Below are 14,283 nucleotides of genomic sequence, written 5' to 3' on the forward strand. Positions count from 1 at the left end.
GTCACTTCTCCGACTGGAGGTACGGGTCGAGCATCTTGCGCAGCTTCTCCTCGCTGAGCGCCTGGAGGGTGCGCGCGGCGACCTTGCCGTCCCGGTCGATGACGAGCGTCGAGGGGATGGCCTGGGGGTTGAGGGTGCCCTTGGCGAAGCGGAGCATCAGCTTGCCGGTCGGGTCGTACAGGCTCGGGTAGGTGATCCCGTAGTCCTTCTCGAAGGCGCGGGCCGGACCGGTGGAGGTGTCGCGGGTGTTGATGCCGACGAACTGGACGCCCTGGTCCTTGGTGTCCTTGTAGACCGTCTCCAGGTTCTTGGCCTCGGCGCGGCAGGGCCCGCACCACGAGCCCCACACGTTCAGGACGACGATCTTGCCCTTGAAGTCGGCGACGTCGACCTGGCCGCCGTCGACGGTCTTGCCGGACAGCTCGGGGGCGTCGGCGCGCTCACCCTGCTTGGCGGTCGCGATGCCGTCCGAGCCGGTGATGAAGCCCGTCTGGCCGCCGCCGCCCGAGGTGCCGCCGGAGCTGCACGCGGACACGAGCAGCGCCGCGGCGGCGGCACCGACGGCGAGGACGGCGCGACCGCTCGGGCGGGCGGCGGTGCGGTTCGAGCGCAGGGGGGCGCGGCTGGCGGCACTCATGTGAAAAGTTTCGCATGTCCGTTCCGAGGATCTTGCGCACCCCCCTCACGGCCCGAAACCCGCATTTCAGGCGGCGTTCGAGGGTGCTCCCGAAGTGGCCGGCGCGTCCTTGAGGAAGGCGTTCCAGCCACCGGCCGGCCGCTGCCCCACCTCGACGGTGCGCAGCTTGGCCAGCACCTCCGGCTTCTGCACGTCCATCCAGTCGGTGAACTGGCGGAAGGAGACGAGCCGGATGTCCTCGCCCTTCTCCTTCTCCCGCGCGACGTGCTTGAGGACGTTCTCGACGGCGTCCATGTAGATGCCGCCGTTCCACTCCTCGAAGTGGTTGCCTATGAAGAAGGGTGCCCGATTCATCTCGTACGCCCGCTTGAAGCCGGATATGTAGGCGTTCGTGGCCTGTTCGCGCCAGCCCGGGTAGTTGTGGGCGGGGGCCTTGGTCGAGTTGACCGACTGGTTGGCGAGGATGTTGTAGTCCATCGAGAGCACCTCGAAGGAGTGCCCGGGGAACGGTATCTGCTGGAGCGGGAAGTCCCAGACGCCGTCCTTCTTGGCCGGCCACACCTGGCGGCCGCCGGGCGAGGAGGCGTCGTAGCGCCAGCCCAGCTCGCGGGCGGTGGGCAGCAGGTTGTCCTGGCCGAGCAGGCAGGGCGTGCGGCCGCCGACGAGTTCCTTGTCGTAGTCGAAGGGCAGGGACGGCAGGTCGGTCCAGCCGCTGTTGGTCCGCCACTCCTTGACGAAGGACTTGGCCTGGTCGATCTCGCTGCGCCACTGCGCGGAGGTCCAGTTGCCGACCGAGCCGCCGCCCCCGCAGAAGTGGCCGTTGAAGTGGGTTCCTATCTCGTGGCCGTCCAGCCAGGCCCGGCGGACGTTCTTCAGCGTGTCCTTGATGTGGGCGTCGGTGAGGTAGCCGATGTCGGAGGCGCCGCGCGGGTTGTTCGGCGGGTCGTAGAGGCGCTTCTTCGACTCGGGCAGCAGGTACAGGCCCGAGAGGAAGAACGTCATGTGCGCGCCGTGCTCCCGCGCGAGGTCGAGGAAGCGCGGGAAGAGCCCGTTGCCGACCTCGCCGGCACCGTCCCAGGAGAACACGACGAACTGCGGAGGCGTCTGGCCGGGCTCCAACGGCACCGGCGCGTCCGGCTGGTGGGGCTGCTTGCCGGTGTACGACGTGGAGCCGTCGCCGATGGGCTTCGCGGGGGCCGTGCCGCTGCCGGAGGGCGAGGGCTCCGCGGAGCCGCCGGCCTGGTGCGAGCCGCTCGACGACTGGTGGGAACCGGTGCCGCAGCCCGCGAGCCCGACGGCCGCCGCGGCGCCGGCGCCGAGTCCGAGCATCCCCCTGCGGGTGAGAGTGCGGTTGGAAGTGCGCATCGCAACCTCGTTCGTCGCGTCCTTGGGTGGTCACCCTGTGAGAGGACGCGACGAACGGGTGGGTTCGCGAAAACGTGTGCGGATTCGGTAACGGGCGTCACACCGTCCCGGGCCGTACCGCCGGGTCAGGCGCCGTACGCCTTGCCCTGCCCCTTCACCGGCTTGGCGCCCGCGAGGAGGTGGGCGGGGACGAGGTCGCGGGCGGGCTCGGTGTAGCCGACGGAGACGATGCGGTCGCCGCGGTACGTGAACGTCGTCAGGGACGCCAGCGTGCACTGCCGCTTGCGCGGGTCGTGCCACAGGCGCCGCCGCTCGACGTACGAGCGCAGGATCCAGATCGGCAGCTGGTGGCTGACGATCACGGCCTCGTGCCCGCGGGCCTGGTCGCGGGCCGCGTCCAGCGCGCCCTTCATCCGCACGACCTGGTCGACGTACGGCTCTCCCCAGGACGGGCGGAAGGGGTTGACGACGTGCTTCCAGTTGCCGGGCCGGCGCAGCGCGCCGTCGCCGATGCCGAAGGTCTTGCCCTGGAAGACGTTGCCCGCCTCGATCAGCCGGGTGTCGGTGTCGAGGTCGACCCCGTGCGACTTGGCGATCGGCGTCGCGGTCTCCTGCGCCCGCTCCAGCGGGGAGGCCACGACGTAGGTCACGTCGCGGGGGGCGAGGTGCTCGGCGACCCGGTCGGCCATGCGGCGCCCCAGCTCGGAGAGGTGGTAGCCGGGCAGGCGGCCGTAGAGCACGCCGGTGGGGTTCTCTACCTCGCCGTGCCGCATCACGTGGACGACGGTGAGGTCGTCGTCGCGCGTCTCGCTCGTCTCGCTCATGCCGTGGCCTCCGCGGCTGCTCGGGCCGCCGCCGGGAGGGCGTCGGCGATGCGCTGGACGGCGCGCTCGTCGTGGGCGGTGGAGACGAACCAGGACTCGAAGCTGGACGGCGGCAGGTAGACGCCGTTCGAGAGGAGCGAGTGGAAGAAGGCGGTGAAGCGGAAGGACTCCTGCGCCCGGGCCTCGTCGTAGTTGGTGACCGGCCGGTCGGTGAAGAACACGGAGAACATGTTGGAGGCGTTCTGGAGGGTGTGCGCGACGCCCTCCTTGGTGAGCGCCTCGGTGACGAGCCCCTGGATCCGCCGCGACACGGCGTCGACCTTCTCGTACGCCGCGTCGTCGAGGAGCCGCAGCTGGGCGAGCCCGGCGGCGGTGGCGACGGGGTTCCCGGAGAGGGTGCCGGCCTGGTAGACGGGGCCGGCCGGGGCGAGGTGCGCCATGACGTCGGCGCGCCCGCCGAAGGCGGCGGCGGGGAACCCACCGCCCATGACCTTGCCGAAGGTCATGAGGTCGGGGACGACGCCCTCCACGCCGTACCAACCCGCGCGGCTCGTCCGGAACCCGGTCATGACCTCGTCGGAGACGAAGAGCGCGCCGTTCGCGGCGCAGGCGTCCTTCAGCCCCTGGTTGAAACCGGGCAGCGGCGGCACGACGCCCATGTTGCCGGGGGACGCCTCGGTGATCACGCAGGCGATCTCACCGGGGTGCGCGGCGAACGCGGCGTGCACGGCCTCCAGGTCGTTGTACGGCAGCACGATCGTGTCGCTCGCCTGGGCGCCGGTGACGCCGGGGGTGTCGGGGAGCGCGAAGGTGGCGACGCCGGAGCCGGCCGCGGCGAGCAGCGAGTCGACGTGGCCGTGGTAGCACCCGGCGAACTTGATCACCTTGGTGCGTCGCGTGAACCCGCGGGCGAGCCGGATCGCCGACATGGTCGCCTCGGTCCCGCTGGAGACCAGCCGCACCTCCTCCAGCGGGGCGACCCGCTCGACCATCGCCTCGGCGAGGGCGACCTCACCCTCGGCGGGCGTGCCGAAGGACGTCCCGCGCGCGACCGCCTCCTGCACGGCGGCGATCACCTCGGGGTGGGCGTGCCCGAGGATCATGGGCCCCCAGGAGCAGACCAGGTCGACGTACTCGCGCCCGTCCGCGTCGGTCAGGTAGGGCCCGGTGCCGGACACCATGAACCGGGGCGTGCCGCCGACCGCGCGGAAGGCGCGCACCGGGGAGTTCACGCCGCCGGGGGTGACGGCCGCCGCGCGGTCGAACAGAGCCTGGGAGGCCGGTGCTTCGTATGGGTATGCCAGTTCGCTCATGACCTGCGACTTCTCCGACCTTCTCGACCTTCTCCGACGTATCGGACTCTGCGCGGGCCTCGCTCGGGCCCTGCCCGGTCCCGCCCCGGCCCCTGGTTGCCCAGGGTGACCTCCCTCAGGGTAGACAACCGCCCCGATCGCCGTGCCGTCTGCCAGACTGGAGACCGTCCACGCAGCTCAGCAAGGCGGCGCGGGCGCGGCTGCCGACCGTCCTGCGCACTGGTGACGGACATATGTTTCACCGCACGTTTCGGCGAGCGGCCGTGGGGGAGGTCACTGACACGATGATCGGGTTGCGCGGCGGGGGCCCCGCGTCCTAGAAAAGCAGTCGGGTGGAGATATGCATCGCGGTGGCGGACTGGGCGAGGGGACCGACGACCTGGGTCCTCGACGTGCCCGGCGGGGCAGGCACCGGCGCGAGGCGGATGAAGCGTCCGAAGCACGTCAGACACACGGCACACCGAGCGACCCCGACCGGGACGCACGGCACGCCGGCCGGCCGGGGGCGGAGAGCAGGAATGGTGGTCGGGTGGGGGTGACCTACAAGTACTTCGGCGCGCCCGACGGCGCGACCGCGGCCCGCGTCCCGATCTCGATGCGCCCGGAGGAACTCGGCGGCGACGAGCTCGGGATGAACGGCATGTTCACCAAGATCAAGCCGGAGACCATGGCCGCCATGGTCCTCACCGGCATCGAGGGCGTGCCCCTGCACAAGGTGCCCCCGCTGGAGCTGGTCGTCCTGCATCCCGACTACGCGGTCGTGAAACTCCCGATGACGGTCGTCGACCCCCTGCGCGGCATCGGCGAGGAAGCGGTCGGCGCGGCCGCCTTCATCTGGTCGACGGTCCCGGACCGGGGCGGCCCGCGGGACGCGTTCAACGTGTACCAACTGCTGCACGAGTGGCAGGACTTCAGCCACCGGCTGCATGAGGCGGGACACCAGCCGTACTGCCTGGTGTGGCCCTGAGGCGGGATTCCGCAGCCGGGGCGGGGTCCTAGCCGGGACGGCATGTCCTGATGTGTGGGATACCTGGCCGTACGGACATGGCGCGTGCGTTTGTCGGGATGAAGACTGGTCGTATACGGGCGAGCCCGGCACCCCATACCGCACGACGAAGAGGTGGCAAGCCATGACCACGGACAGCAGCTTCACGGCCGGCGTCCACGTGCCCGACACCAAGCTGGCGCGCGAGGCGACGGAACTGGTTCGCGATCACACCAGCGAGCTGGTCTACCACCACTCCCGCCGCGTGTACTTCTTCGGCAGCCTCCAGGGCCGCAACCGGGACCTCGGCTACGACCCGGAGCTGCTGTACGTCGGGGCCATGTTCCACGACCTCGGCCTGAACGAGCAGTTCCGCTCCAGCGGACGCCGGTTCGAGGTCGACAGCGCCGACGAGGCCCGTCGCTTCCTGCAGTCGCACGGTGTGCCCGAGGACAGCGTGCGGCGGGTGTGGACGGCCATCGCGCTCCACACCACCCCCGGCATCCCCGAGTTCATGGAGCCGGAGGTCGCGCTCGTCACCGCGGGTGTCGAGTACGACGTCCTCGGCATCGGTTACGCGGACATCTCCGAGGACGACCGCCGGGACATCGTCGCCCTGCACCCGCGCCCCGACTTCAAGCGGCGCATCCTCACCGCGTTCACCGAGGGGATCCGTCCGAAGCCGGAGACCACCTTCGGCAACGTGAAGGCGGACGTGCTCGAACACTACGTGCCCGGGTTCGAGCGGGGGGACTTCGTCCGCACCATCCTCGATTCCCCGTGGGCGGAGTAGCGCACCCGGGCGGCGACGTCGTGGTGATCGTCGCCTTCGACCAGGTGCAGCTCCTCGACGTGGCCGGGCCTCTCGAGGTGTTCACGGCGGCCAACCGCTCCGCCGGCCCGCGCTACGACGTGCGGGTCGTCTCGCCCGACGGCCACGACACCGTCACCTCCTGCGGGCTGCGGATCTGTGTCGACGCGTCCTTGGAGGAGCTGCCCGAGCGGCCGCACACGCTGGTCGTTCCGGGCCGCAGGGACTGGCGGCGCGCCACCGCCGACGCGGGTCTCGTCTCCCTAGTGGCGGCGCTCGCCGCTCGTACCCGCAGAGTGACCTCGGTCTGCGCGGGCGCCTTCGTCCTCGCACACACCGGGGCCCTTGACGGGCGGCGCGCCACCACGCACTGGGAACTGGCAGCCCAGCTGGCCTCCGCCTACCCCGGAGTGCGCGTGGAGCCCGACCTGCTGTTCGTGCGCGACCGGCATCTCGTCACGTCGGCGGGCGTCACCGCGGGGATCGACATGGCGCTCGCCCTCGTGGAGGAGGACCACGGCGCGGACGTGGCCCGGGACGTGGCACGTCAGCTGGTGGTATTCATGGCGCGCCCCGGCGGTCAGTCGCAGTTCAGCGTCCGGATGACTCCGCCGAGCCGGCATCCGCTCGTGCGCCGAGTGATGGACGCCATCACCGCGGACCCGTCGGTCTCGTCCGGTATGGACGCGCTCGCCGCGGGGGCGGGCATCAGCACGCGGCACCTGAACCGCCTGTTCCGGCAGGAGACGGGGATGACACCCGGCCGGTACGTCGACGCCGTCCGGCTGGAAGCCGCCAAGGCCCTGCTGTCCTCCGGCACCGCCACGGTGGGCGAGGTCGCGCGGCAGGCCGGCTTCGGCTCCCCGGAGGCCATGCGGCGTCTGTTCCAGAACACCCTCGGGGTGTCTCCCACGGTGTACCGCGCCCGGTTCCGCTCCACTTCCGCGAGCGCCTGACGGTTCGGCCGGGGGGAGGTGGCCCGCCCGTCATCGGGCCGCACGGAAGGCGGGCGAGCCTTCGCCGGAAAGCGCGGGCCCGGCGCGTCGCGTCAATTCGGCCAAGGGGCGTTCTGGACTCGTTCGACCATGGAGGGCCGGCGGAATCCGGGAACGAAGTGTTCCAGGACATCCGCGTTGATGGTCCCGTAGGTGGTGTCGGGGCGGTCCTTCAGTCCCTCGACGAATGCCTCCAGAAACTCCCGCTTGAAATCCCCGCGGGGGTGAGCGGTGACGATCTCCTCCAGCCGGTCGTCCTCGACCTCGTCCAGGCCCCAGCCGATCGCGTCGGTCAGGACGCCGTAGTTCGTGGCGGCGACCTCGGGGCCCATCCGGCCGGGGATCCCCGGTGTCGTGTGCAGGGCGACGGCCGTCCAGACCGCCTCGGCGGCGCTGCCGGAGAACCCGCGCTCCAGCAGGAAGGCCCGCGCATGATCGGCCCCGTCCAGTTCGAAACGCTGCGGTGTGTTCGAGAAGGGGACCAGAAGGCCCGCGTCATGGAACATCGCCGACATGTAGAGCAGCTCGGGGTCGGGCCGAAGGCCCAGCCTTCGCGCGTGCAGGGAGCCGAAAAGGAAAACTCGCCGGGAGTGGTGGAAGATCAAGGGGTTGGTCGTCTCCCGGATGAATTCAGTGGCCTGCGCCACAGCCGAAGTCCCGGGTACTTTCACCCCTGCGATGGTGTCAGCCATGAAATTAGTCCTTTCCGATACGCCGTGCCGCGAGCGGACCGTCTGTCCAGTGTCCACGGTGTCGCTCACTCCGCCCCCGGCGCCGCCTCGGTCCGGCCGTGAATCACCCGGATCCAGCCACCGAGGGCCCACCCGATGAGCTCCGCCGCACACCGGGTCACGGTCCTCGTCTACGACGGGGTCAAACTGCTGGACGTCGCAGGGCCTGCCGAGGTGTTCGGGGAGGCGAACCTGCTCGGCGCCGACTACCGGGTCCACCTGGTGTCACCGTCGGGCTCCGACGTCACCTCCTCGATCGGCATGCGGATCACCGTCGACGGCGCCTCCGCCGCCGCACCCGACGCGGGCACGTTCCTGCTGCCCGGCGGAGACGTCCACCCCCGGACCCCCGTCACCCGCGACCTGATCGACGCGGCACAGGACCTGGCGGGGCGGGCCGGGCGGGTCGCCTCGGTGTGCTCCGGCGCGTTCGTACTCGGCGCGGCGGGCCTGCTGGACGGCAAACGGGCGACCACCCACTGGAAGATCACCGCCGAACTGGCCGCCAGATGCCCCAGGACACGCGTCGAGCCCGACGCCCTCTACGTGCGCGACGGCACGACGTACACCTCGGCGGGGGTGACCGCGGGCATCGATCTCGCCCTCGCCCTGGTCGAGGAGGACCACGGACCCGACGTCAGCCGGCAGGTGGCCCGCTCCATGGTCGTCTACCTGCAACGCTCCGGCGGCCAGTCGCAGTTCTCCGCACCCCTGCAGGGCCCACCGCCCCGGTCACCGGTCCTGCGCACGGTCGTCGACCTGGTGACCGCGGACCCCGCCGGCCGCCACTCCCCGGCGGCGCTCGCCGACCGCCTCAACCTCAGCACGCGCCACCTCACCCGCCTCTTCCGCCAGGAACTGGGCACCACACCCGCCAGGTACGTCGAATCGATCCGCTTCGACATCGCGAAGTCGCTGCTCGACCAGGGCTACACCGCCACGCAGGCGGCGGCCATGGCCGGCTTCCCGTCCTACGAGAGCCTGCGCCGCGTGTTCACCCGCGAACTGGCGCTCTCCCCGGCCGCCTACCAACGCCGCTTCGCCACGGCCCGCCGCCTTCGGTCCGAGTAGCCCGAGCCGCTCCGGCGCGACCGTCGACGGCGGACCCCGACGATCCATGCACAGGGCACGCATCACGGACTTCGGACAACGGTCCGATCTCACGAGCTGGGACTTTCCTCGATCACCTAAAGTCACGTGAGATACGTCACTAAAATTTCGGCAAAGTCGTGGTAGAACTGCGCAACTCCGCAGGCGGCTCGGCCTGCCGCCGCACCGCGGAGGGCAGGCCCGCATGCGCAGCACGCCCCCGACTGGTCACGGTCCGAAGCCGCACCGTGCGCGAGGGGTTCGATCACCGGACACCGAAGTTCGCTCAGAGACCGCTCGCCCCGGCGAGGTCCCCACCCGCCGGCCCGCTCCATCGAGGTAACCCAACGTGTCACTCGACTCCGTCACCCAGTCCGTGGACGAAGCAGTCAGCGGATTCTTCGAACCCATAGCCAAGTGGCTCGGGGAGGTGGTCTTCTACGCCGTCCCCGTCGGCGGGACCGACCTTCCGCTCATCGTCGCCTGGCTCGTCGTCGCCGGCCTGGTCTTCACCGGCTGGTTCGGATTCGTCCAGCTCCGCAAGTTCGGACTCGCCGTCGACGTGGTGCGCGGGAAGTACGACGAGAAGGGGTCGGCCGGCGAGGTCAACCACTTCCAGGCGCTGACCGCCGCGGTCTCCGGCACCGTCGGCCTCGGCAACATCGCCGGTGTGGCCGTCGCCGTGTCCATCGGCGGCCCCGGGGCCACGTTCTGGATGATCCTGTGCGGCCTGCTCGGCATGGCCACCAAGTTCGTCGAGGTCACCCTCGGTGTGAAGTACCGCGAGGTGCACCCGGACGGCACCGTCTCCGGCGGCCCCATGCACTACCTCCCCAAGGGCCTCGCCGAGCGCTTCGGCAAGAACGGCAAGACCCTCGGCAAGGTCCTCGCGGTCCTCGCCTCGTTCATGATCCTGTTCTTCGGCCTCTTCGGCGGCAACCTCTTCCAGGTCAACCAGTCCTACGCGCAGCTCGTCTCGGTCACCGGCGGCGAGGACGGCGCGCTCGGCTCCTCCGCCGGCGCCCTGCTCTTCGGCATCCTGGTCGCCGCGCTGGTCGGCATCGTGCTCCTCGGCGGCATCCGCTCCATCGCCAACGTCACCAGCAGGCTGGTGCCGGCCATGGCGGGCATCTACATCGTGGCGTGCCTGGTCGTGATCCTGGTCAACGTCACCGCCGTCCCGGACGCCGTCGCCACCATCGTCGAGGGCGCGTTCGACCCCGAGGGCGTGGCCGGCGGTGTGCTCGGCGCGCTGATCATCGGCTTCAAGCGGGCCGCGTTCTCCAACGAGGCCGGCCTCGGCTCCGCGCCGATCGCCCACTCCGCGGTCAGGACCAAGCACCCCGCCAGCGAGGGCCTGGTCGCGCTGCTCGAACCGTTCATCGACACGGTCGTCATCTGCACGATGACCGCGCTGACCATCGTCATCGCCAACCCGGCCAGCTGGGGCGAGGCCCGCGCCGGGGACGGGAGCATCGGCGGTGTCACGATCACCTCGGACGCCTTCGAGACGGTGCTCCCCTGGTTCCCGTACATCCTCACCGTCGCGGTGCTGCTGTTCGCCATCTCCACGGTACTGACCTGGGGTTACTACGGGCTCAAGGCGTGGACGTACCTCTTCGGCCGCAGCCGGGCCAGCGAGGTGACGTACAAGGCGCTCTACACCGTCTTCGCCGTCGCCGGTTCGCTGCTGACCCTGCAGACGCTGATCGACCTGGCCGACGCGGTGCTGTTCTCGCTGGCCGTCATCAACATCATCGGCCTGTACCTGCTCGCCCCCGTCGTCAAGCGCGAGCTGAACACCTTCCTGGAGTTCGTCCGGGTCCGGAAGGCCGGCGGGCACGCGGAGGGCGACGACGACCAGGAGCCGGTGCGGACCACCGTCTGACCGCTCACACGGTCCCGGTTCCTGAACGGGCCCCGCTCACCCCGCGCCTGGGTGAGCGGGGCCCGTCCCCCGTCAGTGGCCGCCCGTCAGCTCCCCGGTCAGCCTGCCGTGCAGGGCCGCGCTCGGGTCGTTCAGGCCGGTGATCTCCACGGTCTTGCCGCGCCGGCGGTACCTGGTCTCGACCGCGTCGAGGGCGGCCACCGAGGAGGCGTCCCAGACGTGGGCGGCGGACAGGTCGATGACGACGCGGTCGGGGTCGCCGGCGTAGTCGAACCGCTGGACCAGGTCGTTGGACGACGCGAAGAACAGCTCGCCCGTGACGGCGTAGACGACCTGGGTCCCGTCGGGGTCGGTGACGGCGGTGACGTGGGCGAGGCGGGCCACCCGGCGGGCGAAGACGACCATGGCCGTGACCGTGCCGACCACGACGCCGATGGCGAGGTTGTGCGTGGCGACCACGACGGCCACGGTGAGCGCCATGACGGTGATCTCCCCGGCCGGCATCCGCCGGAGCGTCTTCGGGGAGACGGAGTGCCAGTCGAAGGTGCCGAACGCGACCATGACCATGACCGCGACCAGCGCGGCCATGGGGATGTCGGAGACGACGGGTCCGAAGACGACGCACAGCACCATCAGGAAGGCGCCGGCGAGGAAGGTGGAGAGGCGCGTGCGGGCGCCCGACACCTTCACGTTGATCATCGTCTGGCCGATCATGGCGCAGCCGCCCATGCCGCCGAAGAAGCCGGTGACGATGTTGGCCACGCCCTGGCCGACGGCCTCGCGGGTCTTGGAGGAGCGGGTCTCGGTGATGTCGTCGACCAGCTGCGCGGTCATCAGGGACTCCATCAGGCCGACCAGCGCCATGGCGAGGGCGTAGGGGGCGACGGTGGTCAGGGTGTCCAGGGTGAAGGGCACGTCCGGCAGACCGGGGACGGGCAGCGAGGAGGGCAGCTCGCCCCGGTCCCCGACCGTGGGCACGGCGATCCCGGCGGCGACGGTGATCACGGTGAGGACGACGATGGACACCAGGGGCGCCGGGACGACCCGGGTGATCCGCGGGAAGAACACCATCAGCGCGAGGCCGCCGGCGATCAGCGGATAGACCGGCCAGGGCACGTCCCGCATCTCCGGCACCTGCGCCATGAAGATCAGCACCGCGAGCGCGTTGACGAAGCCGGTCATCACCGAGCGGGGCACGAACCGCATCAGCTTCGCGACGCCCAGCGCGCCGAGCACGATCTGGAAGACGCCGGCCAGGACGACGGTGGCGACCAGGTACCCGAGGCCGTGTTCCCGGTTGACGGGGGCGATGACCAGGGCGACGGCGCCGGTGGCGGCGGAGATCATCGCGCGCCGCCCGCCGACGACGGAGATCGTGACGGCCATCGTGAACGAGGCGAACAGCCCGATCGCGGGATCGACCCCGGCGATGATCGAGAAGGAGATCGCCTCCGGGATCAGGGCCAGGGCGACGACCAGCCCGCCCAGGACCTCGGTGCGCCAGACCTTCGGGTCGCGCAGCCAGTCGGGCTTGAGGGCGCGCAGGCGCGCGGCGGGGGCCGCGGCGGCGGACGACCCGGAAGACGCGGAAGACGCGGAAGACGCGGAAGACGCAGAAGACAAGGTGATGCGTACCTGTCGTACTCGGGCACACCCCACGGGGGACCGGGGCGTACGGGAAGGAGGTGCGGGGGCCGGGCGGTGCGAGAATCGACACTTCGCCGGGGGCGCCGTCGGCCCCGGAAGCGGCAGCGCGGAGCGGCCGGGTCACCCTCACCGGCCACAACTCTACCCTAACGTTAGAGTAGAGATGGGCGGGGTCGTGCGGGGGCAGGGCACGCGGGCGCCGTCCGCCGAGACACGAAGGGCCAGGACACAGGGCGTGGACGACAGGCAGATGCAGATCGGCGAGGTGGCCGAGCGGACCGGGCTGTCCCTGCGCACCATCCGGCACTACGAGGACGCCGGACTGGTCATCCCCTCCGCCCGCTCCCAGGGCGGCTTCCGGCTGTACACCGAGCGGGACGTCGCCCGGCTCATGGTCATCCGCCGTATGAAGCCGCTCGGCTTCTCCCTGGACCAGATGCGCGACCTGCTGTCGGCCACCGACCGCCTCGACGACGGCGACCCGCTGGACCCGGCCGAGCGCGAGGTGCTGCTGGACCGCGTACGCGCCTTCGAACGGGCGGCCACCGAGCAGGTGGAGAAGCTGCGCGTCCAGCTGCGCCGGGCCGAGGAGTTCGCCGCCACCCTCCGGGGCCGCCTCCCGGAGTCCGCTCCCCCGGCCTAGGGCCTGTCTGCGGGGCCCGCCCGGCTCCCTCCGACGGAGCACGTGCGGTAGTCCGCCGCCCCGGCCCGGGTGAGAGTGGCACGAGGCCGCCGCACCGAGCCGGTGAGGGAGACATGACCCGTCCGGGCACGCTCGTCCTGATCATGGCCGTCGCCGTGCTGGCGCCGCTGCTCGTGTACGCCGCCGGACGCCGGGTGCGGATCCCGCTGGTGATCTTCGAGATCGGTCTGGGGATCCTGATCGGGCCGGACGTGCTGGGCTGGGCGGAGCCGGACGAGGTGGTCGACACCCTCGCCGACCTCGGACTGTCGATGCTGATCTTCCTGGCCGGCTACGAGATCGACTTCGCGGCGGTGCGCGGCGACACCCTGCGCCGCTCCCTGTGGTCCTGGCTGCTCTCGCTCGCCGCGGGCATCGGGCTGGCCTTCCTCGTCGGCGGCGGCGACCTCTTCTCGGCGTTCGTCATCGGCACCGCGCTGACCAGCACGGCACTCGGCACGGTGCTGCCGATGCTGCGGGACCGCGGGGCGCTGCGGGGCCGGTTCGGGACGGTGGTGTCGGCGTTCGGCGCGGTCGGCGAGTTCGGGCCGGTGGTCGCCGTCGCGCTGCTGCTCAGCGGGCGCCGGCCGGCCGAGTCGGCGGCGCTGCTCGCCGCGTTCGGGGCGGTCACGGCCCTCGCGGTCTTCTGGGCGCTGCGCCCGCGCCCGCCGTGGTTCGGGCGGCTGACCGAGCGGACCCTGCACAGCAGCGCCCAGTTCGCGGTGCGGTTCGTCATGCTGCTGCTCGCGTGCATGCTGGGCCTCGCCGAGGTCTTCGGGCTCGACGTGCTGCTGGGCGCCTTCGCGGCGGGCGTCCTCACCCGCCTCGTGCTGCACCGGGCGGCGCCGGAGAGCAGCGGCGCGGTCCTCGGCAAGGTGGAGGCGATGGGGTTCGGCTTCCTGGTGCCGCTGTTCTACGTCGTCACGGGCATCGAGTTCGACCTGGACGCGCTGGTCCACGACCCCGGCGCCCTGCTGCTCGTGCCGGGCTTCCTGCTGCTGGTCCTGCTCGTGCGCGGCGTACCGGTGTACCTGCTGGCGCCGCGGGACCTCGGCCGCCCGGACCGGGCCGCGCTGGCCCTGTTCGCGTCCACCTGCCTGCCGCTCGTCGTGGCCATCACGACCATCGGCCTGGACCAGCGGCTCATCGGCTCCGACGAGGCCGCCTCGCTGGTCGGCGCCGCGATGGTCTCCGTACTGGTGCTGCCGCTGGTGGCGATGCGGCTGTGCGGCGGGGGCGGGGAGCGGGCCGAGCGGGGGCGGGCGGCGGCGCCGAGCGACGCGGAGACCTGGTGACGGGGCGGCGCGACGACGCGG

Annotated in this window: 13 protein-coding genes; 7 read left to right on the forward strand and 6 right to left on the reverse strand. The window is 71.3% G+C overall.

Annotated elements, in window-relative coordinates:
• Position 1 precedes the first annotated feature (1 nt).
• The 4 genes from IE108_RS19990 to hemL all read right to left on the reverse strand — a co-directional run bounded on the left by IE108_RS19990 (position 2) and on the right by hemL (position 4,139).
• The gene (locus IE108_RS19990) at positions 2 to 637 is read right to left on the reverse strand and encodes a TlpA family protein disulfide reductase (RefSeq protein ID WP_064729197.1); all 636 of its coding nucleotides are present in this window, start codon (positions 635 to 637) and stop codon (positions 2 to 4) included.
• 66 nt (positions 638 to 703) lie between these two features.
• The gene (locus IE108_RS19995; RefSeq protein WP_107420242.1) at positions 704 to 2,002 is read right to left on the reverse strand and encodes a polysaccharide deacetylase family protein; all 1,299 of its coding nucleotides are present in this window, start codon (positions 2,000 to 2,002) and stop codon (positions 704 to 706) included.
• Between the two features lie 125 nt (positions 2,003 to 2,127).
• A complete protein-coding gene (locus IE108_RS20000) occupies positions 2,128 to 2,826 on the reverse strand; it encodes a histidine phosphatase family protein (RefSeq protein WP_064729196.1) in 699 nt (232 codons plus the stop codon).
• The gene (hemL, locus tag IE108_RS20005) at positions 2,823 to 4,139 is read right to left on the reverse strand and encodes a glutamate-1-semialdehyde 2,1-aminomutase (RefSeq protein ID WP_064729195.1); all 1,317 of its coding nucleotides are present in this window, start codon (positions 4,137 to 4,139) and stop codon (positions 2,823 to 2,825) included. Before hemL ends, IE108_RS20000 begins: the two co-directional genes overlap by 4 nt.
• Positions 4,140 to 4,479: 340 nt before the next feature.
• On the opposite strand from hemL, the gene IE108_RS20010 reads away from it, so the two are divergent.
• From IE108_RS20010 to IE108_RS20020, 3 genes are all read left to right on the forward strand, one after another.
• Entirely contained in the window at positions 4,480 to 5,106 is a 627-nt protein-coding gene (locus IE108_RS20010) for a hypothetical protein (RefSeq protein ID WP_189397711.1), read from the forward strand.
• A gap of 163 nt (positions 5,107 to 5,269) precedes the next feature.
• Positions 5,270 to 5,917 carry an HD domain-containing protein gene (locus tag IE108_RS20015; RefSeq protein WP_064729194.1) on the forward strand — a complete coding sequence of 216 codons (648 nt, stop codon included), beginning with the start codon at positions 5,270 to 5,272 and terminating at the stop codon, positions 5,915 to 5,917.
• A complete protein-coding gene (locus IE108_RS20020; protein WP_229852173.1) occupies positions 5,905 to 6,891 on the forward strand; it encodes a GlxA family transcriptional regulator in 987 nt (328 codons plus the stop codon). Before IE108_RS20015 ends, IE108_RS20020 begins: the two co-directional genes overlap by 13 nt.
• A gap of 92 nt (positions 6,892 to 6,983) precedes the next feature.
• Here the strand turns inward: IE108_RS20020 and IE108_RS20025 are convergent, their stop codons facing one another.
• Positions 6,984 to 7,622 carry an HD domain-containing protein gene (locus tag IE108_RS20025; RefSeq protein ID WP_189397712.1) on the reverse strand — a complete coding sequence of 213 codons (639 nt, stop codon included), beginning with the start codon at positions 7,620 to 7,622 and terminating at the stop codon, positions 6,984 to 6,986.
• Positions 7,623 to 7,757: 135 nt separating this feature from the next.
• On the opposite strand from IE108_RS20025, the gene IE108_RS20030 reads away from it, so the two are divergent.
• Together IE108_RS20030 and IE108_RS20035 are read left to right on the forward strand one after the other, a co-directional pair.
• The gene (locus IE108_RS20030; protein ID WP_064729193.1) at positions 7,758 to 8,732 is read left to right on the forward strand and encodes a GlxA family transcriptional regulator; all 975 of its coding nucleotides are present in this window, start codon (positions 7,758 to 7,760) and stop codon (positions 8,730 to 8,732) included.
• Positions 8,733 to 9,099: 367 nt separating this feature from the next.
• On the forward strand, positions 9,100 to 10,638 hold the full coding sequence (locus IE108_RS20035; RefSeq protein WP_064729192.1) for an alanine/glycine:cation symporter family protein: 1,539 nt from the start codon (positions 9,100 to 9,102) through the stop codon (positions 10,636 to 10,638).
• A gap of 72 nt (positions 10,639 to 10,710) precedes the next feature.
• On the opposite strand, the gene IE108_RS20040 is transcribed toward IE108_RS20035, so the two are convergent.
• Positions 10,711 to 12,183 (reverse strand): SulP family inorganic anion transporter, encoded by a 1,473-nt coding sequence (locus IE108_RS20040; protein WP_064731897.1) that lies wholly within the window; start codon positions 12,181 to 12,183, stop codon positions 10,711 to 10,713.
• Positions 12,184 to 12,520: 337 nt separating this feature from the next.
• On the opposite strand from IE108_RS20040, the gene IE108_RS20045 reads away from it, so the two are divergent.
• Both IE108_RS20045 and IE108_RS20050 read left to right on the forward strand, forming a co-directional pair.
• Positions 12,521 to 12,928: a MerR family transcriptional regulator gene (locus IE108_RS20045; protein WP_229852175.1), complete on the forward strand. Its 408-nt coding sequence runs from the start codon at positions 12,521 to 12,523 to the stop codon at positions 12,926 to 12,928.
• Positions 12,929 to 13,041: 113 nt separating this feature from the next.
• Positions 13,042 to 14,262: a cation:proton antiporter gene (locus IE108_RS20050; protein ID WP_064729191.1), complete on the forward strand. Its 1,221-nt coding sequence runs from the start codon at positions 13,042 to 13,044 to the stop codon at positions 14,260 to 14,262.
• Positions 14,263 to 14,283: the final 21 nt, after the last annotated feature.

This window comes from Streptomyces parvulus (assembly GCF_014648855.1).
GTDB classification, from domain to species: domain Bacteria; phylum Actinomycetota; class Actinomycetes; order Streptomycetales; family Streptomycetaceae; genus Streptomyces; species Streptomyces parvulus.

Bases quoted from the DNA above. Each gene is read 5' to 3' on its own strand.
- IE108_RS19990 (WP_064729197.1), bottom strand. From the start codon at position 637: ATGAGTGCCGCCAGCCGCGCCCCCCTGCGCTCGAACCGCACCGCCGCC.
- IE108_RS20025 (WP_189397712.1), bottom strand. From the start codon at position 7,622: ATGGCTGACACCATCGCAGGGGTGAAAGTACCCGGGACTTCGGCTGTG.
- IE108_RS20030 (WP_064729193.1), top strand. From the start codon at position 7,758: ATGAGCTCCGCCGCACACCGGGTCACGGTCCTCGTCTACGACGGGGTC.
- IE108_RS20010 (WP_189397711.1), top strand. From the start codon at position 4,480: ATGCATCGCGGTGGCGGACTGGGCGAGGGGACCGACGACCTGGGTCCT.
- hemL (WP_064729195.1), bottom strand. From the start codon at position 4,139: ATGAGCGAACTGGCATACCCATACGAAGCACCGGCCTCCCAGGCTCTG.
- IE108_RS20015 (WP_064729194.1), top strand. From the start codon at position 5,270: ATGACCACGGACAGCAGCTTCACGGCCGGCGTCCACGTGCCCGACACC.
- IE108_RS19995 (WP_107420242.1), bottom strand. From the start codon at position 2,002: ATGCGCACTTCCAACCGCACTCTCACCCGCAGGGGGATGCTCGGACTC.
- IE108_RS20050 (WP_064729191.1), top strand. From the start codon at position 13,042: ATGACCCGTCCGGGCACGCTCGTCCTGATCATGGCCGTCGCCGTGCTG.
- IE108_RS20000 (WP_064729196.1), bottom strand. From the start codon at position 2,826: ATGAGCGAGACGAGCGAGACGCGCGACGACGACCTCACCGTCGTCCAC.